This window comes from Aquabacterium sp. (assembly GCF_049317225.1).
Lineage (GTDB): Bacteria > Pseudomonadota > Gammaproteobacteria > Burkholderiales > Burkholderiaceae_C > Aquabacterium.
Window position 1 is genome coordinate 24,567 of sequence record NZ_JBMOIR010000005.1, and the last position, 22,547, is coordinate 47,113.

A 22,547-nucleotide genomic window follows, 5' to 3' on the forward strand; every position below is an offset into this window, starting at 1 on the left:
ACGATTACCGGCTGGCGGGTGAGGGCTCGATCGACATATTGGCGATCAGGGTGTGAGCCGCAGAGGGTGTTTTGAAGGTGAGATATAGCGGCTGGTATCCAAACTCCAGTGTGGCCTTGCCTCCGACCTCAATTTGGCGCCCCAGATAGTCAGTGATCTCACTTAATTCTGCTTGCTGAACGGGTGTCAATCGTAGTTGCTTGCTTGGGCCATCAATGTTCCAGATCACCAGTTTTGCCCTCTGTCCATCACGGAACAGAAATCCCTGCACGCCGGAGGTCACATGCTGCGCGCCCATCACGTGTTCTGGGAGGCCGAAAGTACCCAACTGCTGCGACAGTGTTCGCATGGCCTGATAGGCGGGGCGTCGCTGCAATTGGTTGTCAGACAGGCCCATCGGTCCGTCCACAGAGTCCTGCGCACTAAACCAGCAGGTCTTATCCACACCTGCTGCTGCGGCCACGATGAAGGCTCGGGGCAGCATCATGGCGACATCTTCTGGTGTGAGCTTTTGTCCGTTCCAGTCGCCCCCCACCGGCCAGCCCCATTCAGTGATCCAGATTGGCGTGTTATGGCGGAGCTTCTTCAAGCCTTGTGCTTGCAGACGCTTGACCGCCGAGCGGAACGACCTGTCAGGATCTACGACGTGGAACGGACGGGTCCAATCTGTTTCGTATCCCACGGCCGTGATTTCCGGGCCTTTGGCCGCACCGTTGTAGGGGTGAACTGTGAAGCCCGTGATGGCGGGCGTTAGCCCAGCTTCCATGAACCAGTAGTGGGGCACCCACATGTCATCTTGGCTGAAGATATTGATCGTCGAATCAAACTGTCGCACCTTTTGAACAGTGAGGTTCACCATGCGCACATAGTGGTCCACCCACGGCGATGGGTGTGCGCCAGCCCAGTGCCCGCCCACTTTCTGCGACAACGTGTTATGGGGCTCGTTCCAGACCTCTAGCGCAAATTGCACGCCGCTTTCCTGGAGCTTGCGTGCCATGTAGAGGGCGTAGTCCGAAAAGCGGTCGGGTGAGATGGATGCCAGCGGATTTGCACCTGTATCTGGGTAGGCGCGTGAGTTCCCAAGGCCCAAGATCATGATGACGCCGATCTGGTGCTCTCGGTAGTACTGCAGGCGCCGTTGTACTGCGGCGGGAAGCTCGTCATTGAACTTGCCGGGGGAAAGCTCGACTTGCCCCCAGAACACCACGTCGCGAACCCAGCGTACGCCCAGCTCTTGCAGTGTTGGGAGTTCAGTCAGCGGCTGCCCTTGGGCGAACTTGACGCCAAGGCAGAGTGTGTCGCCGAAGGTCGTTTGGGCGTGTGAGAGTCCGCTCAGCATGAATGCGCAAAGAAGGGAAAACGTCGACCTTCCAAGTCGCAGCAAGCGGTGGATGCTGGCATTCTGTAAGTACTGCATCATGCGGGACTCCTGCGGGGGAGAGATCAGATGCAAGCGTTGACGCTCAAAGTCTGTGTGACCAGCGCCAGAATTTCCTCGCGGAAACGTTCGGGTTTGAAGCGCAATGCATTCTCACGGCAGGCGGTCGCAGTGATGCGTGCCTGCTCCTTTTCAAAGCGTTCGACAGCGTGGCAGAGGCTTACGGGGCTTTGTTCATTGAAGAATACGCCCGTCGGGTGTGTGCAGTCCAGTCCACGGACCGTCTCCAAGGCGCCGCCTTTGCCAAAAGCAATCACGGGTGTGCCGCATGCTTGAGCCTCCACGGGGGTGATGCCGAAGTCCTCTTCTGCGGCAAAGACAAATGCCTTGGCTCGCTGCATGTGGTCGAGCAACACCTCAAAGCTTTGATATCCCAGGAAGGTGATGTTGGGGCCCGCAACCGCCTTGGCGGCTTCAAACTCGGTGCCATCACCAATCACCACCAGCTTCTTGTCAGGCATCTTGGAAAAGGCCTCAACAATGAGCGGCACGCGCTTGTAAGGCACCATGCGTTGCGCTGTGACGTAGAAGTCTTCTTTCTTGTCGTGCAGCGTGAACTTGTCCGTGGCCACGGGCGGATAAATCACTAGGCTGTCTCGGCGGTAGGCTTTCTTGATACGGCGACCGATGAATCCCGAATTGGCCACAAACACGTCCACGCCATTGGCCGTGCGGGTGTCCCACAGTCGCATGTAGTGCAAGATGGCCCGAGCGATGTTGGCCTTCAATCCTTTGATGAGGCCCGACTCTCGCAAGTATTGATGCTGCAGATCCCATGCGTAACGGATCGGGGAGTGCACGTAGCTGATATGTACTTGGTCTGGGCCGGTGAGCACGCCCTTCGACACTGCATGGGCACTCGACAAAATCAGGTCGTAACCCGACATGTCCAGTTGCTCGATGGCAATCGGCATCAAGGGCAAATAGGCGCGAAAGCTCTTCTTGGCGCGTGGCAGATTCTGAATAAAGGTTGTACGTGCTTTGCGTCCCCCCAGGAAGCCGCGCTCATGGTCCTCCAGAAAGTCCACAACTGAATACAAGTCAGCTTGTGGAAAGCACTGCAGCAACTGCTCGACCACCCGCTCAGAGCCTGAGTAGTCAATCAGCCATTCATGAACAATGGCTACCTTGAGTTCGTTGAGAGGCTTCATGCTCAGGCAAAGTCAGATGGATTGACCTTGTTCCAGTGCTCCAGAGAAGCCTTGAACGGGTACTTGAACTCAAAGCCCATGTCGATGAGTGTTTGCGGCACGATATGGGTTGACATGCCCGCTTTTTTGACGCGCACCGGATGCACCGGGTTACGCTTGCCCGCAATCGCTTGCACCAAGTGCGCTGCAGGTAGCAGCAGTGCTGTGGGCAGGCTCAGAATGGGAGCCTTGCTTTTGACGTGGTCTCGAACCATGTGTGCAATGGTGCCCAGGCTTTCCGTTGGCGTCTCAACATAGTTGTAGGTGATGACGGGTTCAGTGCGCGCCATGGCGAAACGGATGCTGTCGAGCATGCCGTAAATGTAGGCGTACGACTTTTTGACATCCATCGAGCCAGGGAAGGCGAAGTAGCCCTTCTTGATGGCGTGCACCATGCGTCCGATGTTGCCGGGGTCCTTGGGGCCGTACACAACGCCGGGGCGAACGATGATCAGTCGGCGGTTGGCGCCTTGTTGCTGCCATGCCTTGTGAATCAATTCCGCAGGAAACTTGGAACCACCGTACGGGCTGATGGGGCAAATGCGGGCAGTTTCAGGGGTCGGGCCTGTGGTCGGGCCGTATACGCTGATGCTGCTGGTGAAGTAAATGTTTTGGCACATCACCGCTGTCGCATAGCCGCAAACGTTCTCTGCACCAGCGATGTTGGTGTCAAAGTATTCGTGAGGCTCATGCCCTGGCTCACGGTGAATGGCTGCGAGGTTGAAGATCCAGTCAGGTTTGCCGAACTTGCAAATGTCCAGGGGAATCGGATTGCGCACATCCACATGAAGGGCACTGACCTGCGGATGATTTGCGAGCTCACTTGGCTGGATGTCAGCAATCACGACGCGATGGTCTTCGTTGTCTTCAATGAAGTGTTTGGCCAGGTGAGTGCCGATGTAACCGGCCCCCCCAAAGATGACGATGTTCATGTGGGTCCCTGAGTCTTAGCGGATCAAGTAGGGCCGCAGAATGCTTGGCGTGCTGCCGTAGAGATCGAGCAAAAACTGATCCAGCAACGGGAACGCCGCCTCGGCCTCTTCTTTTGTGTTGGCTCTGATAGAGCTGCGGACCAAAATGCCATCGGGAATGCGGCCCTTGAGCCCTTCCTCAATGATGTGCATGCGAGTTTCGAGCGCCCCCTCAGAGAAGTTCGACCCGATGCGCATCCAGTACGCCACAGCTTCGAAGCTTTGCGCATTTTGAGCGAGCATGTGATGCACCAGCACGGGATGCGACACCCCTGAGAATCCCGTCGCCTGTTTGTTGGAAAGCGAGATGACTTTGTAGCCCTGTGCCACATAGCACAGGTCGGGCCGATGAACCTTGACCTCTTGGCGCTGTCTTTGCCCCCAAGCCAGTGTCAACATGACCGCATGTCCCTGCTGATCGCGGTAGGTGCGCATGGACACCTCGTTATACGGCTGGGACAAATCAGTGTCTTTGGCCGTCGACGCGGCTACCTGCTGCATGGCTGACGGGGTGTAGGTCCACTGTGCTACTTGGCTGGGAAGGCGCTGGTCAAATTCTGGGTAAGCCTCCACATGAACAGCGTTCGGTATCAGTAAACGTGCAGTGATGGCACCTGCCAGCAAGCAGGTCATCAACACAGCAGTTTTACGGAACGAAGCAGCCATGGGGGTCTCAGCGCAAGAAGCGGGTCAGGATGTGTGATCGTTGATCAAGGCGCCTGCGAACACTGCGCAGTTCTTTTTGAGCTGCGTGCACAGGGGCTTGAGTGCATCAATGCGTGTTACGCCCTCTCGCCCAACGACCAACGCTGCACCAGCTTTGGCCGCAATGACACGAGCATCCGCGCCATGAATGGCTGCGGGGGTATCAATGATTACGTAATCGAACTTGGGCAGGACGTTGGCAATCAAGTTGTCAAACGCCTCGCCCTGAATCAGTTCCAGGGGGTTGGGAGGCACCACGCCGACCGGCAACAAATAGAGATTGGGCAAGGAGTCGATGGGGCGCAGGACGTTTGCTTCTGCTCTGCCAGACAAGATGTTGCTCAAGCCAGCCTGATTCGGGTCGACGTTGAAGATCTTTTGCTGTCGGGGCGTGCGCATGTCTGCGTCAATCAGCAGCGTGCGTCCGGAGAGCTGGCTGAAGGCGACCGCCAGGTTGGCGCAGAAGAAGGTCTTGCCATCTCCAATGTCTGTGCTGCAAACAGCCAGTGCCAATCGCTCCGCACGTCCTTTTTGAAATGCAGAAGACAAGAGCTGGGTGCGAATGTCGCGGAAGAACTCGGACGTTGTGCTGAACGGGTCGGTGGCAACCACCAGTTCGTCGGATACGCTTTCGGCTTCGCGCCCTTGATAGGGGTAGTGGAACTGCTGAGACAGTGCCCACAGGACATCCTCACGCTGGGCTAACCCCAAGTCGACGGCAGCTTCTCCAAATTTGAGGCTGGTGGCCTTCTGATGTTGAAGAATCTGCTCGATCTGCTCGGCGCTCAGGTTGTTGATGCGCGAAATGATGTCGCCGATCGACGGGTCTGTTTTGTCAGTGGTTGCGAGCATGACTACGAAGGTGTTACTTGCTTGCGGACGGCAACTGAAGCAGTGCGCGGGCGGGCAGACGAGGTGCAAATTTGATTGGCAGGCTGATACCACCCGTTGCGGTGGCGTCGGGCATGCGGCCCAGCAAGTCAATGCCAATCAAATCTTCGATGTCTTCTGTGCTGCGGATGCGGCGATTGCGCATCTCTACCGCCATGGCCATGGCAATGCCCAAGAACAGACCCACAAAGATTGCCTGCAGGATGTAGAGGATAGGCCGCGGCGCCGAGTGAGCCAGTGGTGGAACAGCCACCTTCAGCGATGACACATTCGTCTGGTTGCTGCTACTTTCCAGAACAGACTGATTGGCACGCGCCAAGATGGCGTCGTAAGCACGTTGAGCGCTGTCGACATCGCGCTGCAGCATCAGCGCTTCGTCACGTACGGCTTTCAATTGCAGGACGCGTTCGCGCTGAGCATTGAGTTGCGCGCGGATGCGAGCTTCGTAGTCCCGGCTGATCTGACTGGTCGCGCCTGTTGCCAGGTTCACACTTTTGGCTTCATCAACAATGCGTTGTTTCAGCTCTGCAATCGACGAACGTGTCTCTGCGATGGCTGGGTGCTGGTCGCCATATCGTGCGCTCAACTCTTTGAGCTTGGCCTCTTGGCGAGCTAAATCTGCTTTCAGGGTGCTGATCACAGGGCTGGCCTGGGCGTCTGGGCTGTTTAGGCCCGTGCTGCCTGTCCGACTCAGGGCACCCGCAGATTGTGTTTGCAGAGACACCAAGGTGGAGGACAACTCGTTGAGTCGGGCCGTCTCCACGTCCATGCGTTCATCTGCAGCCGTGATGCCCTTTGCTTGCTGAAACGCCGAGAGTTTGGTTTGTGCCGAATCAATTCGATCTCGAGATTGTTTCAGCTGCATCTGAAACATTTGATTGAACTGTTTCGCTGGCTCGACGCGCAGTTCGAGCGATGTGTCGATGTATGCGTCCACAAAGGCATTGGCGATGGCCGCAGCAAATGTCGGGTCGGCCCCCACGTAACTGACAGAAATGACCGACGAATCCTTGGTCGGCCGAACATCCAGGTTGTCCAGCAGCAAGTCTGTGATCCAGTTGGGGAAGGAGCCCATCCCGCCGGTTTTGGTTTGCCAGATGCTCCGCAGTTGCTTGTTGTCATCAAGCTTGAGTTCTTTGACGACTTTCAGGGCAACGCGCTCGCTTCGGATGATGTCCATCTGAGTCGAGATATACGATGCCGAAGTGCTGCTCATCACACCAGTGATGGGGTCAGGCGATCGTGAGTCCACCAAAACGGCCGCGGTGGCGGTGTACTTCTTGGCCATCATCAAACTGGCCAATACGGCCAACGTGATGAAAAAGAGCAGCGTGCCGGCAAGAATGAGCCATCGAGCACGCAGGATGGCGAGGAACTGCGAAAACTTCATTCGGGTGTCCAGTCAGTCAGGCTGAGGGGGCAGTAGCTTTGTTGCGGTAAACGGTCAGCCCCAGCAAACCGTCGAACAGAATCAGCAGGGCTGTGGCAAGCATGAAAAGCAAGATGCCAGCAAAGTTATGCACAAAGCCTTGTCCCACTTCGTCACCAAAGTAATAGGTGATCAGTGTCAATGCGATGACGCGTGCAACATTGGATGTGAACGAGATGGGGATGACCATCAGTGCAAGAAGAACGTTGCGTAGCTTCTGGGTGTGCTGAATCACACTGATGTAGAAGATGCCAATGGCCTCGAGCGCGAAAATGGAATTCAGCCCCGCACAGGCATCTGCGACGAGCAAGCGATAGGGGCCAATCGTGAGCGTGACCCCTGATCGCCCGATCGGGAAGCCCAGCGCGTACATGACGTACTCCGCGACAAAGGACACGCCCGCCTTCATGGGGCCTGTGATTTTGTCGACGATGGAGCCCGGGATGGGAACGATGGTCAGGGAGAAGAGCAGCGGGAACCACATGAGCCGAACGCCTGCCCAGCCTTTGTAAAACAGGAGCAAGGCAAGCAGAACCAGCGTTTGTGACCCGACGTCCATGAACAGGATGTCTTGTGACCGCCCGATCACATAGCTGCCCAGGCCAAGCAGCAGACTGGTGGATCCGGCAATAGGGTTGGATGTGTCAGGTAGCCTGCCCAAGTCCGGCCACTTGGTCCAGAAGAGCCATATTGTCAGCGCGAGCATGACTGGGCCGTGCCCTTGCCCCACCACCCCCCAGAGGGTCTTGTCCAGCATGATGTACGTCGGGACGTACATTGCCAGCAGCCCAGCAGCAAGCAGCCCGAGTTCTATGCGACTCGGTAGAGAAGTCGGGCTGGCTGGAGGGGATGTTAGGGAAGAATTCATGGCTGATCCGACGTTCATCATGCAATAGAAGTTCCGCACGATGTCGGGTCGAATCAGGCTGACCCCTTAACTTGGTGTGGACCCTTAGGTGGCCTCTGAGGCGTAACGCTTAAGAAAGTCCTGATATGCCAATTGAATACCCCCCTCAAGGGGGGTGCGTGCCTGCCAGCCCAAGGCTTTCAGTCGGGATACGTCCATCAACTTCCGGGGGGTACCGTCTGGCTTGGTGGTGTCAAAGGTCAGGCCGCCACTGAAACCGACAACCTTGAGAACGGTTTCTGCCAGTTCTCGGATGGTGACATCCGTGCCGGTGCCAATGTTGACCAATGGCCCCGCGTAGTCCTGCTCCATCAGGTAGACGCAGGCGTCAGCCAGGTCGTCCGCATACAAGAACTCCCGCATGGGCGTTCCGGTACCCCACACGACCAACTCGTGATCTGCGCGCAACTTGGCCTCGTGCGCCTTTCGAATCAGGGCGGGCAGCACATGGCTGTTGTTCAGGTCATAGTTGTCATTGGGGCCGTAGAGGTTGGTGGGCATGACGCTCACATATTGGCGGCCGTATTGCGCGTTGTAGGCCTCGCAAAGCTTGATGCCTGCGATCTTGGCGATGGCATAAGGCTCGTTGGTCGGCTCCAGCAGCCCTGTCAGTAACGCGTCTTCCGTCATGGGTTGAGGCGCCAGTTTCGGATAGATGCAACTGGATCCGAGGAACATGAGGCGCTGTACGCCCGCCATGTGGGCGCCGTGAATCAGATTGGCCTCAATCATGAGGTTCTGGTAGATAAAGTCCGCGCGGAAGACGTTATTCGCCTGGATGCCGCCGACCTTGGCTGCCGCAATGAAGATGTAGTCCGGGCGCTCGGCTTGGAGGAAGTCATGCACAGCCTGCTGATTCAGCAGGTCGAGCTCTGTGCGGCTGCGGGTGATCACGTGTTCGTAGCCTCGCGCCTTTAACTGGCGCTCGATGGCGGATCCGACCATGCCGCGATGGCCCGCGACGAAGATTTTGGCTTGCTTGTCCATGCTGAATGAGGGGCGAGAGGCTTGGCTGTTGAGTTTAGGCTTTCGGCAATGAAAACGCCGCTCGTGGAGCGGCGTATCAATCACGAATGTCGGGCTTTAACGACTTCGCCGGTCCTCCGGGGAGGGGGCACCCAACAGCGCTGATTTGAGTACACGGTACATGAAAACGCTGTTCGTGATGGCATAGCGGCGAGCGAGTCGACGCGGTTCACTCGCCAGTCGATGCAGCCATTCCAGTCCCATGCGTTGCATCCAGTTCGGAGCGCGCTGGATGACGCCGGCATGGTAGTCAAATGCCGCGCCCACACCGAGCATCACGCCATGAATGTGGCCGCGGTGTGCAGCCATCCAGCTTTCTTGCTTGGGGCACCCCAATCCGACGAACACCACATTCGCGCCAGAACGGTTGATTTGATCAACATAGCTGCGATCTTCTTCTTCCGTGAGTTCTCGGAAAGGGGGGGAGATCATGCCGGCGATTCGGAGCTTTGGAAACGACTGTTGCAGTCGGTTCTTCAACTTTTCCAATGTGCTCTCGGAAGAGCCGTAGAAAAAGACGGACTGCCCGATTTTTTCTGCAACAGACAGATAACGCCACATCAGGTCTGGACCATTGATGCGCTGTTGAGATGGAAACCCTTCACGACGTAGCGCCCAAGCCACCGGTGCGCCATCAGGCAGCGCCAGATCAGCTTGATCAATGACCTTGTTGAAGGCGGAGTCTTGCGCAGCAGTGACGACGGAGTGCACATTGCACAAGGTGACGTAACGTGACTGATGCTGGTTGGCCCATGCCACCAGGCGAGACAGGACATCGTCCCAATTGATGGCGTCAATGTGCGAGTCGAGAACGTAGGCGCCACGACGCATGAAGGGTTTGCCTACCTTGAGGTTGAGCTGTGCGAGCATCCGCTCGTGTTCGGCGAACGATTGCGAGGGATACATAAAGTTGGGATCAGGATGTCTCATGCAACCCGCCTTGTTGGGTTTCAACAGCCGCGAAGCCGCTGTCGTTGCACAGATTGTAGAAACGAGGCCCGGGCGAGCAGGTTCAGGGAAACCGCTGAAACAAGTGGGCGTTTGTCACAAGCTGTCACGGGGATGGGTGGGTTTCGGGGTGAGTCGCGTGAGCGGATGCTGACCGGGGAGAGTATTAACCCTGTGTTTCATCCAGCTGATGGGAACTAATTGCGCCAACGTCGTTTAATCGAGGGGGCGTTGACGTGGTCGGTCGCACGGGTCAACCATGAGGGGGTTTGCTCGACTTCGCCCCCTGATTTGCGTGGGGAGGGGCGAAGGTGCGACGCGCCATGTTGGCGAGCCCCGTTGTTGGGGGGGCGCACTCTCCCTTGGTTGCCGGAACTTTCGCGGCCTTATCCGTCACAGTAGAGCCTGCCGCGTCAGGGCGGCTTCTTATCTGTTCATCATGGCGATTACCTCTTCTCCGCTCCATACGACGGACGTATCCGCGCTGCCGGCCGTGCATTACCCTTTGCGGGCGCTCGGTGTCTTGGTCTGCGGTTTGGCGGTCATGTATGGGCCGACGTTTGTCCGTCTGGCAGAAGATGTGTGGTCGACCGATGAACAAGGGCATGGCCCGATGATTTTGGCCGCCTGTGCGTGGCTGCTTTGGGACATGCGGGGCAGTTTGTTTGCCTCCCGGGTGCAGCCAGCACCATGGGTCGCGCTGCCGCTGTTGCTGCTGTCTGCCTTGACCTATGCGATCGGGCGATCTCAGCGTGTCATCGAGTTGGAGGCGGGCTCGTTGCTGTTGACGTTGCCTGCCTGCATACTTTTGCTGTGTGGTTGGCGCGGGCTGCGTACGGCATGGTTTCCCTTGTTGTTTCTGTTTTTCATGGTGCCTTTGCCGGGGGTGCTGGTTCAAGCCATGACCATGCCACTCAAGAGCGCCGTATCTGTGGTCGCCGAGCAGGTTCTGTACTGGGCAGGCTACCCGATCGCTCGAACCGGTGTCACCTTGTCGATTGGCCCCTATCAGTTGTTAGTGGCAGACGCCTGTTCGGGGCTGAACTCCCTGTTTACGCTGGAGGCCCTGGGGTTTCTGTACATGAAGATCATGAACTACACCTCCAAGGCCCGAAACGTGATTTTGGGGGTGGCGATCATTCCCATTTCGTTCGTTTCGAACGTCACGCGCGTCATGATCTTGGTGTTGATCACATACTATTTTGGTGATCAGGCTGGTCAGGGGTTCATGCACGGCTTTGCTGGCATGGTGTTGTTTGGCGTGGCGCTGCTGTTGACATACGGATTGGATCGCCTCTTGGCTGCGCGTTTTGACCAGGATGGAGGTGCTCGTGGCAGCCGGTGAATCGACGATCTTGGCGCGTGACGGGGAGGCGGGCGCTCTGAAGGCCGCACTGCTTGCCGTTGCAGTGCTGATGCTGGGGGTCGCGCTCTCTTATTGGTGGACGCCAAAACGGGCACTGGCCGATGAGTTGCCCCCGTTGAATTTGGAACAGGCTGTGCCGGAGCGCTTTGGGGCGTGGCATTTGGATCCTTCCGTGGTGCCCGTTTTGCCTGACCCGACCGTGGAGCGCAAGGTGCAGTCTTTGTACTCTGCGACCCTGAGTCGGACCTATCTGCGGGATGATGGCTCGCGTGTCATGTTGACCATCGCTTACGGGCGTAACCAAAATTCAGAGTCAACGGCGGCGCATCGTCCGGAGTTCTGTTACGCCGCGCAAGGGTTTGTGGTGAACAAGACGGGTGTCGATGCCATCAAGGTTCAGGATCACGATTTGAGGGTGGTTCGCCTGATGGCGACGGCGGGTATGCGATATGAGCCAATCACCTACTGGGTTACTTTAGGGCGCAGCGCTAGTATTCCGGGTGTGTCGCGCAAGTTGGCGCAATTGAAGTACGGTCTGCAGGGCTGGATCATGGACGGGATGTTGATGCGCGTGTCCAGTTTGACGCCTGGTGCAGATCAAGCTGATCGAAATCAGGCAAAGCTGTTGCACACCCAGTTCATCAATGATCTGGCGCACGCGATGGCGCCTGCTGATCGAGGTCGTTTTTTTGGTTCCAAAGAAGAGTGATATGACGAAGAAAGTTGCACTGATTACCGGCGTGACCGGTCAGGATGGTTCGTATCTGGCCGAGTTCTTGCTCAAGAAAGGGTACGAAGTGCACGGCATCAAACGCCGGTCTTCTTTGTTCAATACCGATCGGATTGATCACCTTTATCAGGATCCACACGTTGACAACCGCAACTTCATCCTGCACTACGGGGATTTGACCGACTCGACCTCGCTGGTGCGCATTGTTCAGAAGGTGCAGCCCGACGAGATCTACAACCTGGCAGCTCAGTCGCACGTGGCTGTGTCGTTTGAAGAGCCCGAGTACACCGCCAATGCCGATGGCATTGGTGCGCTGCGCTTGCTGGAAGCCATTCGCATCCTGGGGCTGGAGAAGAAGACCAGGTTCTATCAAGCCTCGACCAGCGAGTTGTACGGATTGGTTCAAGAGATTCCCCAAAAGGAAACCACGCCCTTTTATCCGCGCAGCCCTTATGCCGTGGCCAAAATGTACGCCTACTGGATCACGGTGAACTACCGTGAGGCCTATGGCATGTATGCCTGCAACGGCGTGTTGTTCAACCACGAAAGCCCGGTGCGCGGTGAAACCTTTGTCACCCGCAAGATCACTCGCGCCATCAGCCGCATCGCATTGGGTCTGCAAGATTGCCTGTATCTGGGCAACATGAGTGCGTTGCGTGACTGGGGGCATGCCAAGGACTACGTGGAAATGCAGTGGCTGATGCTGCAGCAAGACCAGGCCGAAGACTTTGTGATTGCCACCGGCGTGCAGTACAGCGTGCGTCAGTTTGTGGAATTCGCTGCGAAGGAGCTGGGTATCACCCTGTCGTTTGAAGGCGAGGCAGAGGCAGAAGTCGGCACCGTGGTGAAGGTCGAGCCTGTCAACGGCAAGGTGCTGGCCAAGTGCAAGGTGGGTGATGTGATCGTGCGGGTGGATCCTCGCTACTACCGCCCCACCGAAGTGGAAACCTTGCTGGGTGATCCGACCAAGGCACGTGAGAAGCTGGGCTGGACCCCCAAGATTTCCCTGCAAGAACTGGTGTCCGAGATGGTGCTCAGCGACTACACCTCTGCCAAGCGCGATAGTTTGGTGAAGCTGGCCGGATTCCAGGCTTACGACCACTATGAATAATGGGCTGCAGTGACAAGGCTCGTGTGCTGGTGGTGCATAACGCCTACCAGCAACGAGGGGGGGAGGACAGCGTTGTCGAGGCAGAGGTCGCGCTATTAACGCGGCATGGGCACGATGTGGAGATGCTGCTGCGACATAACGATGATGTCGATCAGATGTCTCGCATGAGCGTGGCGGTGCAGACCATGTGGTCTCGGCAGACAACGTGTCAGGTGACGGAGGCTGTGCAGCGTTTTCGACCAGACGTCGTGCATGTTCATAACGCCTTCCCCTTGGTCTCACCCTCTGTGTTTTGGGCAGCCAGGGATCTGGGTGTGCCCACGGTGATGACGCTGCATAACTTCCGGCTGTTATGCCCTCAGGCGACTTTGCTGAGGGATGGGCAAGTGTGTGAGCGCTGCGTGGGCCATTTCCCTTGGGAGGCTGTTGTGCATGGCTGTTACCGGGAGTCTCGTGTTCAGAGTGCAGCCGTTGCGATGATGCTGGGGCTGCATCGGGTGCTGGGCACCTATGTGTCCAAGGTGAATCGGTTCATTGCCTTGAATGAGTTCTGTCGCAGCAAGTTCATCGAAGGTGGTTTGCCTGACGATCGCATCGTGATCAAGCCCAATTTTGTGGATGGCGTATCGCGCCCGCAGGAGGGGGCGCGCAAGGGTGGCCTTTATGTGGGCCGTCTGTCGGTGGAGAAGGGCATTCAGGTTTTGTTGAGTGCCTTGCAGCAATATCCAGTGCATGAGGTCGAGATCATTGGTTCGGGTCCTCTGGAGTCGCAGGTTCGCGCGGTGGCGGGGCCGACCTATCGTGGGGCTCAACCTCTGAACGTGATCCTGAGCAAGATGCAGGCAGCTTCGTACTTGGTGATTCCGAGTGTTTGCTATGAGGGCTTTCCTCGCACGTTGGTGGAGGCCTTTGCGTCAGGTTTGCCTGTGATTGCTAGTCGGCATGGCTCACTTGCCGAGTTGGTCCAGGAGGGGCGTACAGGTTTGTTGTTCGAGCCTGGTGATGCATCGGACTTGTTGGTGAAGTTGCAATGGGCCGACGCCCATCCCGAGGCGATGCGTGCAATGGGCCAAAATGCCCGTGTGGCGTATGAACAGTCCTATACGGCTGAACGCAATTACGAGCTGTTGTCCTCTATTTACGACCAGACGCGCGAAGCGGAGATGATGCGTGGCTGACGCGCGGCGAAGCCCAATTTGGGTGTTGGCCGACCAAGGTTTGGTGAGTGCCTGCAACTTTCTGGTGAGTGCGTTGATCGCGCGATTCCTGGGGGTGTCGGAGTTTGGGCATTGGGCGCTCGTATTTGGTGTGGTGCTGTATGTGAATACGGTGGCTGGCGCATTGATTTGGTTGCCCATGCTGACGTTGGCGCCGCGTCTGGACGGCGTGCGGAAGATGTCTTTTCTCCGCGGGACATTGGCCAGTCAGATCGCTTTGGCCTTGGTTGCCGCCTCAGTGGTGCTTTTTGCGGGAAGCCTCTTGCGTCAATGGCGTCCGGATTGGTTGACGTCGTTCGAGGTGTGCGGTCTGTCAGCTGTGGTCCTTTGCTTTCAGTTGCAGGACTGGGTCCGTCGTTATTGCTTTTTAACGGGGGCGCCACATGCCGCGTTGTGGATGGATCTGTTGGCCTATGGGGGGCAGGTTGGTGCCCTGGCGGTGCTCCATCAAAAGGCACAGTTGACGGTTGGCAGTGCATTGCTGTGCGTTGCATCTTGTTATGCGCTGGGGAGCATGTGCGGGTTGGTTTTCCTCAGACTTTCCCCGTCTTGGACGGGATTCCGCTTTGCCAGCCTGGAGTTGTGGCGTGTTGGGCGTGCTTATTTGGTTGCCGAGCAGTCTCAATGGTTGGGCTCCGCCGGGCTGCTCTATGTGGTGGCGCACTTGCTGGGCCCTCAGGCCTCTGGTGCTGTACGGGCCACGCAGAATTTACTTGGGCCTACGAACGTGCTGTTCCAGGCCTTTCATAACGTCATTCAGCCTGGATGCGTTGAAGCGCTGAAAAACCGGGGGCATGTCGGGATGAGCCGCTACCTTCGCCAAGTGGCTGTTTGGGTGGGTGGGGGACTCGCTATGGGGCTGCTCTTGATTTCGATCGAGGGCGCAGACCTGATGGCCTGGGTGTTTGGTCCATCCTATCGACCGTATGGTGCATTGGTGACTGCGCAGTCAGCCGTGGTGGCATTGACGTTCGTATGGCTTTTGTCGACGTATCGTGCGCGGGCGCTGGATCATTCGACCCGCATCATGTCATCGGGTGTCTTGCAGGCCCTCTTGTCCGTGGTCGTGGTCTGGCTTGCCGCACCAGGCTTGCAAGCGTACAGCGTGGCGCTTGCATCTTGCGTGGGCATGTTGGCAGCATTGGTGGTCTTATGGAAATCTTGAGAAGTTGGCTCAGACGCAACTCAGCCCATGGTGAAGCCGTGAATTGGGCTTCGCATGCTGCACCATCGACGTGGCAGACGCTGGCGTTGTCCCCGATAGCTGTTTGGGGAGGTGGCACCTTCATCGCCATGGTGCTCTTTTTGTTCGGGGCATTTGTGGGCCTGGCGCCAGTCTTTGGTAGTGTGTTGTTCGGCCTGTTGTTCTTTTTGGCCGTCTTGATCAAGTACGTCGTGAGCTTTGCCCCCACTGCGCCCTATTGGGCCAGGGGAATGGTGTTGGTCGCCATGGGGCTCTTTGTGCTCAACATGGGTTTTGCCGGGATCGCATTTCCCGTGGGCAGCCTGCCTTTGCCATTGACGGATGTGGTGTTGGCGTTCGCCCTGTTGATGTCTTTGTCCAAGGTGCTGCTGGACAGCAAACGGACGATTCGCTTGCCTGCTGGCATCGTTGTCTTGAGTCTGTGGGTCGTTTTTACGTTGGCATTGCATTTGCCGGACGACTGGCAGGCATTTGGAACGGCAGCCGCTCGCGACGGGGTGCGTGTGGCGGAGTCGCTGGTCATCATCCCTGCGTATGTGATCGCTCGCATGGCACTGCAGCGACCAGAGCAGGGGATGGTTTGGGTGCGTTCTGTTTTGTGGTCTTTGGGGCTTGCATTGGGCATCTACGGGCTGCTCATTCCGTTTCAGGACGTGATGATGCGGTACTCCCCCGGCTTCATGGGGCTGCAAAAGTGGGTGCCGGTCCTGGGGAACTATCAAACATGGCCGATGGCCGGGCTTGTGGGCATTTTGAGCATGCTGGCCTGGCGCTGGGCCTATGCGAGGCCACTGACCGCCGCACAAAAGCTGGTGTGCGTGCTGGTGGCATTGGGCGGGCTGACCGCATTTGCCATGTTGCAGTCTCGCGCAGGCTATGTGTTTGTGGCTGCAGCGTTGCTGGTCATGTCTGTCCTGGGCGGGCAGGGCAAGTTGGTGCGATCGGCGCTGGGCCTGTTGCTGGTCTGTGCGATGGGCTTGTTGGTGCTGGAGGTGTCTGGAGTCCAGCTGAAAGGGCGGGTGGGGACGCTGAGTCTGTCGGGTGTGGCTGACCACCTGCATTCGCTGACAGGTGAGTCCAGGAATGAAGAGTTTGCGGGTGCTGCGGGAGGCATCAGCCAGCGTAAAGCGTGGCGCGCCTATTCGCTCAAGTTGTGGGATTACTCGATGTCATCCAGGCTGCTTGGCATTGGCTACGGGCGCGTGCTGACCGATCTCACGACCACCGGTGAGGATGGCAAAGAGGTCGCTGTGCAAGATCCGCATAACAGTTATGTGACCACCTTGACGCGTGCGGGCTTGATCGGGTTTGCCGTGATGATGGCAGTTCAGCTCTGGATTTGTTACGTTGCTGTAGTTGGGTATCGCCGAAATCGCCACACAGATCGGCGATGGGCGGCGTTTTATCTGAGTTTGTGCATGTTCCAGATCTACACGTTGTTGGATGCTTGGGGCGAACCGCATTTTGAGGTGACCCATTACATCGTGCCCACTTACTTTGTCTACGGCGTGGCTTGGGCCATCTGGCAATGGCAGCAATCAGCATTTGACAAAGACAAGCTTGCACGGCGTCGTGCTGTGTATGTCGCGCGACGTGTTGCCTAAGGCTGCGATCTCATGCTCGATATGCACAGGCTGTTGGCGGTAGTGCGATCTGTCGTGACAGCAAGTTTGGTTGTCCTGACTTGTTGGTGGGGCCCCTGTTTTGCTCAGACGATTGACCGTGGCGTGGCCTTTGAGTCCACCTTCAAACTTGAAGGTGTTTGGGGCACGGATTCAGGCAGAACCACTTTGCCGAGAGGCCTGTCTGACCAAGTCCAAGGTGGGGTTACAGCACGCTATCGATATGCCAGCGAGGCTGCCGAGCGCTATCTTGAAGTCGAACTGACAAACGCCGCAGCCCAAGGCGTTGGGCATTACGCGCTGTTTGTGGGGGACCGATTGGGGGCGAACTCGGGTGTGCTGTATCGAGTGGCAGCGATCGTTCAAATTGAACGGGGGCAGTTTCGAGGAGGCGTAGGGCTCGGCTTCCATGCATTTGAACCGAATGGCAACTACGCAACGGAATGGGCGCCACCCGAGGGGGTGGGTGACGTTTACTTCGTGCCACGACAGACCCTGGTTGCAGAGCATGTCTCCGGCACGGTGATGCCTCGGTTGGGGCATGCGCCAGCCTCGGTGGCGCCGCGGTTGACGGTGATGAACATTCTGCCCGGGCAAACGGTTGTTCTGCGAATTTTCAAAATGGCGGTAGCCCGCGCCACGTTGACTGGGGTGGGGGTGGGGGCTCTGCCATTCGTGCCCAAGAGCCTGCTTTCAGGTCGATCCGTGAAGCTGCAGGTGCCACTTTGGTTTGCACAGCCTGCGGGAAAGGGCTGGCAGGCGACGATGAGCATCGTCAATGATCAAGGCCGAGTGTTGCTGACTGACTCGCATCCTCTGCCGGATGGCGTCGCTGCGACCTCGGGCCAGATCTGGGATGTTTGGCTAATGCGTGTTCCGACGAACCAGGGCTTGGATCATGGGCATGCGGTGCGGGTGTTGTACCGCCTGTCGAGGAACGGTGCGTCCGTCAAGCTTGCACCGTTGCAGTCCAGTGTGTCGGTTGAATTGGCTGGTGCAGGTGTGGGCGCTGCGGTAATCGGGCGCCTCGCATGGGGTAAAGCAGATGAGATGCTGATTGGTGCGGGCTTTCATCATTACCCTAATTCCAGTCAAGGCCGTAGCGCAGAGCGATTGGGCGCGGTGAAACTCAAGTACCAGTTCGCTCGCAGCTATGCCAGCGATCACGCTGTGTTGCCATGGTGGACAGTGTCTTCCGAGCGTCCCGACTATGCGTGGGCCCGATTGGATCGGTGGGCCAATGCGTTTGCGGATGCCGGGCAGCGCCGTTTACTGATGGTCTTCAGCGGCATGCCAACTTCAGCGAGCCGTCATCCAGAGAACCGCAACAACCCATTTGGCGCGCCAGGCTTGAGTGAGCCAGCGAACAATTGGGAGGTCTATGGCAAGGCCGTACGCGACTCCGTGTCGCGCTACAAAGACCGACTGGTAGCAGTCGAATGTTGGAATGAACCCGATGTGATCGGTTTCTTCGCTGGTTCGCAACGTGATTTGGCCGATCAATGCAAAGCTGTGTATCAGTCGGTCAAAGCGGCAGATGCGAGTATTCCCGTCATCTGTCCACAAGCTTCGAGCCCTGAGGGCATGGGCTTCGTGCTGGCAGCCAGGACATCGCAAGGTGAGTCCATCACGGACTTCTGCGACATGGTTGGGGCGCACATCTACAAAGGAACTGGCCGGGATCTGACAGGTCGAGCAGCCAGCGCAGACAGCTTGGATGACGAGTTGGCGCTGATACGGGCACGTCTTGCTGCGTACAAGGTGAACAAGCCGATTGCCGTGACCGAGTTCGGTGTTGATCGATGTGTGAACCAGCCTGCTGCGGGCGTGACGAACTTGGATCAGATGAGCGATGCCAAGAAAGCCGACGTGATCTACCAGTCTGTCGCCACGCTCGCCATGGCAGACGTTCGCCTGTTGGGTCTTTATTCCTACGACTTGGCCGACAACGCGAACGGGTGCGCCAAGGGTGGCTACCTGTGGTTGACCAATGAGCAGATCGATCAGATGAATGGCGTTGTCCTGAAACGCCTCAATGAGGCGGTTCAGGACTTTGGCCGCAGCATCGACCTTCGCGTTAGAACTCGTTGACGATGGTGCCAATGAGTTTGGCGGAGCTCATCGACACTTCGCGTGCAATTTGCTGGATGTCTTGAACGCGGGTGTGATCCTGTCGTGCAATGATCAGTGCAGCGCCACACTTGGCAGCAATGACCGGGCCGTCCATGCCTTGTGCCGTAGCGGGTGTGTCCACAATGACCCGATCGAAGCGGACACGAAGTTCCTTCAAGAGGAGGTCCAATGCGGGGCGTTCGAGCAATTCCAAGGGGTTGGGTGGTTTGATCCCCACAGGCATCACAAAGAGGTTGGGGAATTCCTTGACGCTCTGAATAACTTTGGTCGCGGCGCGCCCGGACAAAATGGCCGAAAGCCCCTCGGAGCGAGGCGGAATATTGAAGATCTCGTGGAGACGCGGGTTACGCAGGTCCGCATCAATCAGCAGGGTGCGGCCAGGGAGCTGTGCGAATGCAGCTGCCAGGTTGGCGGCGAAGAATGATTTCCCGTCGCCACTGTTGGCGCTCAGGATGGCCACAGCAGGACGAGGTGACGCTTCATTCTGCAGGCGCATGTTGATGTGGCTGCGGATGGCACGGAAGGATTCAGCCTGCTCCGAGAATGGACGCGTTGCAACCACGAGATCTTGGCTTAACAGCGTTCGTCCCTCGGAGGCGTAGGGGTAGTGGAACTGCTGTGCCAGTGCCCAAAGGACATCATCGGTGTTGGCCAAGCCAAGGGCCACAGCTGCTTCACCAAACTTGACACCATGCTCCCGCTGATAGGACAAGATCTGTTCGATCTGATCGGGGCTCAGCGAGTTGGCTTCTTTGATGATTTCGCCGATGGAACGGTCGTCCTTGGCCAACTGCGTGTCAGGGAACTCCGAGGGGAGTGCATCCTGCATGGGCCCAAAACGATGATGCTGACTCATGTTGTGATCTTTTGCTGTGACTGCGATGCATCGTGGGTGGCCGATGAGGCGCCCAGCGTGGCAAACAAGCGTGGTGCGCCTGACCCAACCAGCTTGGACCACAGTGGCGAGGATGAGCGGTTAGGGGCAGGAATGAAACCAATGACTGGCAACTCAAGGTGTTCTGCGATGTCACGAGCACATCGAACACGCTTGTCGAGGGACTCGATGCCGAGCGCCGTGAAAATGGCGATGAAGCCCCCCAAGATCACCGACAGAACCATATTCAGAACGATACGAGGGCTGGTTGCTTTGGTGGGTGGCGTCGCACTGCTGACCAGATAGATATTCGACTGGCTGCTGGTGCTCTCGAGGTTCATTTGGTTGAGTCGAGATTGAATGGAGTCAAAGACACGTTGCGCGCTATCGAGATCTCGTTCCAGCACTTGAAGCTTGGCCCGCTCCCCTTTGAGCTTGAGGACGCGCTCGCGCTGTGCTTCGAACGCTGCTTGAGCCACAGATTCTCGGGTGCTGTTGATGCTGCTGGAGGTGCTCACACCGGCTGCAATTTTCCGCGTCTCGGTGCGAATGCGCTCTCGCAAGTTGTTGATGGCGGCTTGTCCTTCCTGAATCACAGGGTGTGCATCACCATACTTGGCCGTGTTCTCGTTTTGCTTGGCCTCTTGAACGGCCAACTGAGCCTTCAGGTTGCTTAGCAATGGACTGGTGACCACATCCTGAATGCGCTCGGGATCGTGATTGGCCTGCGCGTTACGGCTGTCCGTCTCCGTTTTGATGGCGCGCAATTGCAAAACCTGTGTGGAGAGTTCGTTCAGACGATTGGTCTCGTAGTCCAATCGCTCATCCGTCAAGATGATGCCGTTAGCCTGCTGCGCCTCGGACAGTCGAGCCTGGGCACGCTCCAGTTTTTCGCGGGCCAACTTGGCGCGCTCTTCAAAAAAATCAGCATATTGCCGGGCAGGGTCCACGCGGATTTGAACCGAGGAGTCCATGAATGCCTTGGCAAATGCATTGGCCATGCTCGCGGCGAATGCAGGATCTGACCCATCATAGTTAATCGTGATGAGGCTGGAGTCCTTGGCGGGTTTGACATCCAGGCCTTTGCCGAGCAGGTCGGCCAACCACGCGTCATAACTGCCTTGTCCGCCCGTTTCTTTTTCCCAGCGCGTTCGCATCTGTGGGGATTCGCCGACTTGCATCTTGCGGACCACGCGCTGCGCCACCATGGTGCTCTTGATCAGATCAACTTGGGTGGCCAGATATTGACCAGGCTGGGCACCAGCGGAAAAACCAGCGACGGGATCGGGCTTGATGTCGACCATCAGGGTCGCTGTGGCAGTGTAGTTTTTGGGGAGCAACAAGCTCGTGATCAATGTACCCAAGACGACCAAGGAAGCCATCGCGCTGACCAGCTTCCATCGGGCTCGAATGATGCGAATAATCTGGTCCAAGGACATGTCCAAACTCAAGTTAATCGGTGCGTGGCAATGATGTGGCGGGCCGGTGTCTGACCGGCCCTTCTACGCTCTTACTTCAGCCCAGACAGGCCCTTGCTCAAGGCGTTTGCATCCAACCCTGTTGATGCCGCAGCCTCGGGGGTTGATGGGGCCGTCTCAGTTGCCGGCGCCGAGGCCGACGCACCGGATGCCGGCTTCTCTGCAAATTTGCCGATGTATTCAATCTTGGCTGTAGCGCGCAGGTTCTTGATCTCCTTTTGGGTGAACTCGCGGCGGCGATCCACTGTCAGGAATTGCTCAATGGCTGGCTTGGCTTGCTCGAACGAGAGCGGCTGGCTCTTGGTTGCGATGACGAGGATGGCCTTGAAACCATCTGGTGCGGTGACATAAAGGGCCTCGCCGTCTTTAACTTTGCTGAGTGGGTCCAGGATGTTGAGGGGCAGACCTTCAGCTGCTTGCGTGGTTTGCGTCGCAGAGAATTTGAGCCCACTGGCCTTCAACACTTCGATGAATTCGCTGGCGGTTTTGGTTCCCTTGAGCGCCGCCATGACGGTTTTGCTCTCTTCGGGCTTGGCTGGAACCGTGAACTCTTGCAGTGCGTAAACCTTGCGCTCAGAGAACAACGCGGGCTTGGTGTCGTAGTACTTGCGCACGTCGTCGGCGGTCGGTGTGCCGGCCCCCGCTGCTGCCGCACGCTCTAGATAGGCGCGAGCCAAAATGTTTCGACGTGTGGCATCCAGCAACTGGACGACTTGCGGGTCGCGATCCAGCTTCTGCTCCTCTGCCTTGGCAACGGCAAGTTGCTGGTCGATCAGGCCTTCCAGAATCTGACGGCTGGCCGCATCGGCTTGGTCGGGCTTCAGCCCTTTTTGACGCTCCAGAACCTGATTGATCTGGTGGACGGTGATTTCATCGCTGTTGACACGCGCTGCAGCTTGACTGGCCTTGCTGTCCGCCTTTTGCTTGTCACCGCAACCCACCAGCATGGTGGCTGCAACAACGACAGGCAGCAGTGCCAGCGTACGAATGGAACGATGACGGGCATGGGCTTGCAGGCGGGTGGTCATGATGAGTCCGATGTTGGGGTCAAGAAAAACGCGTGCTTGGTGACCAAGTCACTTGTGCATGATCATGCAGCCGAGGCGTAAGTTCCCTGGGGTTTTGTCCGGCCGCTTAAATGAGTGTATGGCGGAGCATTGGGCTGGGGGCAGTGTTATAGCCACTTGTGTCGGTGGGTGCGATGGAAAACGCTGGGGGTTTTCCAGATAGGCACTCCGATAGGGAGCACGCATGGCTCAGATCCGCGTCCTGACGATCCCCTAAGCCGGGGGTGACCTTTGCCGCCA

Annotated in this window: 18 protein-coding genes and 1 pseudogene; 7 read left to right on the top strand and 12 right to left on the bottom strand. The window is 57.4% G+C overall.

The features are described 5' to 3' along the window. Positions 1-4: 4 nt before the first annotated feature. The 9 genes and pseudogenes from ACOYNB_RS05430 to ACOYNB_RS05470 form a co-directional block, all read right to left on the bottom strand. Positions 5-1,420 carry a cellulase family glycosylhydrolase gene (locus ACOYNB_RS05430; protein ID WP_422838116.1) on the bottom strand — a complete coding sequence of 472 codons (1,416 nt, stop codon included), beginning with the start codon at positions 1,418-1,420 and terminating at the stop codon, positions 5-7. A 44-nt stretch (positions 1,421-1,464) separates the two neighbouring features. Then, positions 1,465-2,589 (bottom strand): annotated as a pseudogene (locus ACOYNB_RS05435) (glycosyltransferase family 4 protein); the annotation flags it as partial. Positions 2,590-2,591: 2 nt separating this feature from the next. After that, complete coding sequence (locus ACOYNB_RS05440) at positions 2,592-3,560, bottom strand: NAD-dependent epimerase/dehydratase family protein (RefSeq protein WP_422838117.1); 969 nt, start codon at positions 3,558-3,560, stop codon at positions 2,592-2,594. A 15-nt stretch (positions 3,561-3,575) separates the two neighbouring features. Beyond that, a complete protein-coding gene (locus ACOYNB_RS05445; RefSeq protein ID WP_422838118.1) occupies positions 3,576-4,265 on the bottom strand; it encodes an exosortase C-terminal domain/associated protein EpsI in 690 nt (229 codons plus the stop codon). Between the two features lie 24 nt (positions 4,266-4,289). After that, positions 4,290-5,156: a polysaccharide biosynthesis tyrosine autokinase gene (locus ACOYNB_RS05450; protein WP_422838119.1), complete on the bottom strand. Its 867-nt coding sequence runs from the start codon at positions 5,154-5,156 to the stop codon at positions 4,290-4,292. Between the two features lie 13 nt (positions 5,157-5,169). Next, positions 5,170-6,585, bottom strand: coding sequence for a chain length determinant protein EpsF (gene epsF / locus ACOYNB_RS05455; protein ID WP_422838120.1), 1,416 nt, complete (start codon positions 6,583-6,585; stop codon positions 5,170-5,172). 16 nt (positions 6,586-6,601) lie between these two features. Then, positions 6,602-7,492 carry an exosortase B gene (xrtB, locus tag ACOYNB_RS05460; RefSeq protein WP_422838121.1) on the bottom strand — a complete coding sequence of 297 codons (891 nt, stop codon included), beginning with the start codon at positions 7,490-7,492 and terminating at the stop codon, positions 6,602-6,604. An 84-nt stretch (positions 7,493-7,576) separates the two neighbouring features. Next, complete coding sequence (gene fcl, locus ACOYNB_RS05465; protein WP_422838122.1) at positions 7,577-8,518, bottom strand: GDP-L-fucose synthase; 942 nt, start codon at positions 8,516-8,518, stop codon at positions 7,577-7,579. A gap of 96 nt (positions 8,519-8,614) precedes the next feature. After that, positions 8,615-9,487 (bottom strand): WecB/TagA/CpsF family glycosyltransferase, encoded by an 873-nt coding sequence (locus ACOYNB_RS05470; RefSeq protein ID WP_422838123.1) that lies wholly within the window; start codon positions 9,485-9,487, stop codon positions 8,615-8,617. Positions 9,488-9,944: 457 nt separating this feature from the next. On the opposite strand from ACOYNB_RS05470, the gene xrtB (ACOYNB_RS05475) reads away from it, so the two are divergent. From xrtB (ACOYNB_RS05475) to ACOYNB_RS05505, 7 genes are all read left to right on the top strand, one after another. Next, a complete protein-coding gene (xrtB, locus tag ACOYNB_RS05475; protein WP_422838124.1) occupies positions 9,945-10,850 on the top strand; it encodes an exosortase B in 906 nt (301 codons plus the stop codon). After that, positions 10,837-11,580 carry an exosortase-associated protein EpsI, B-type gene (gene epsI / locus ACOYNB_RS05480; RefSeq protein ID WP_422838125.1) on the top strand — a complete coding sequence of 248 codons (744 nt, stop codon included), beginning with the start codon at positions 10,837-10,839 and terminating at the stop codon, positions 11,578-11,580. Before xrtB (ACOYNB_RS05475) ends, epsI begins: the two co-directional genes overlap by 14 nt. A 1-nt stretch (position 11,581) precedes the next feature. After that, complete coding sequence (gmd, locus tag ACOYNB_RS05485) at positions 11,582-12,712, top strand: GDP-mannose 4,6-dehydratase (RefSeq protein ID WP_422838126.1); 1,131 nt, start codon at positions 11,582-11,584, stop codon at positions 12,710-12,712. Then, entirely contained in the window at positions 12,712-13,890 is a 1,179-nt protein-coding gene (locus ACOYNB_RS05490) for a glycosyltransferase (RefSeq protein WP_422838127.1), read from the top strand. The genes gmd and ACOYNB_RS05490 overlap by 1 nt, the downstream gene beginning before the upstream one ends. 25 nt (positions 13,891-13,915) lie before the next feature. After that, positions 13,916-15,094 carry a lipopolysaccharide biosynthesis protein gene (locus tag ACOYNB_RS05495; protein WP_422838128.1) on the top strand — a complete coding sequence of 393 codons (1,179 nt, stop codon included), beginning with the start codon at positions 13,916-13,918 and terminating at the stop codon, positions 15,092-15,094. A 38-nt stretch (positions 15,095-15,132) separates the two neighbouring features. Further along, positions 15,133-16,737, top strand: coding sequence for an O-antigen ligase family protein (locus ACOYNB_RS05500; protein WP_422838129.1), 1,605 nt, complete (start codon positions 15,133-15,135; stop codon positions 16,735-16,737). 186 nt (positions 16,738-16,923) lie between these two features. Continuing rightward, entirely contained in the window at positions 16,924-18,846 is a 1,923-nt protein-coding gene (locus ACOYNB_RS05505; RefSeq protein ID WP_422838130.1) for a hypothetical protein, read from the top strand. Here ACOYNB_RS05505 and ACOYNB_RS05510 read toward each other — a convergent pair. From ACOYNB_RS05510 to ACOYNB_RS05520, 3 genes are all read right to left on the bottom strand, one after another. After that, positions 18,833-19,744 carry a polysaccharide biosynthesis tyrosine autokinase gene (locus ACOYNB_RS05510; RefSeq protein ID WP_422838131.1) on the bottom strand — a complete coding sequence of 304 codons (912 nt, stop codon included), beginning with the start codon at positions 19,742-19,744 and terminating at the stop codon, positions 18,833-18,835. The genes ACOYNB_RS05505 and ACOYNB_RS05510 overlap by 14 nt on opposite strands. Next, the gene (epsF, locus tag ACOYNB_RS05515) at positions 19,741-21,201 is read right to left on the bottom strand and encodes a chain length determinant protein EpsF (protein ID WP_422838132.1); all 1,461 of its coding nucleotides are present in this window, start codon (positions 21,199-21,201) and stop codon (positions 19,741-19,743) included. Before epsF (ACOYNB_RS05515) ends, ACOYNB_RS05510 begins: the two co-directional genes overlap by 4 nt. A 71-nt stretch (positions 21,202-21,272) precedes the next feature. Continuing rightward, on the bottom strand, positions 21,273-22,268 hold the full coding sequence (locus ACOYNB_RS05520; RefSeq protein WP_422838133.1) for an EpsD family peptidyl-prolyl cis-trans isomerase: 996 nt from the start codon (positions 22,266-22,268) through the stop codon (positions 21,273-21,275). Between the last annotated feature and the right edge of the window lie 279 nt (positions 22,269-22,547).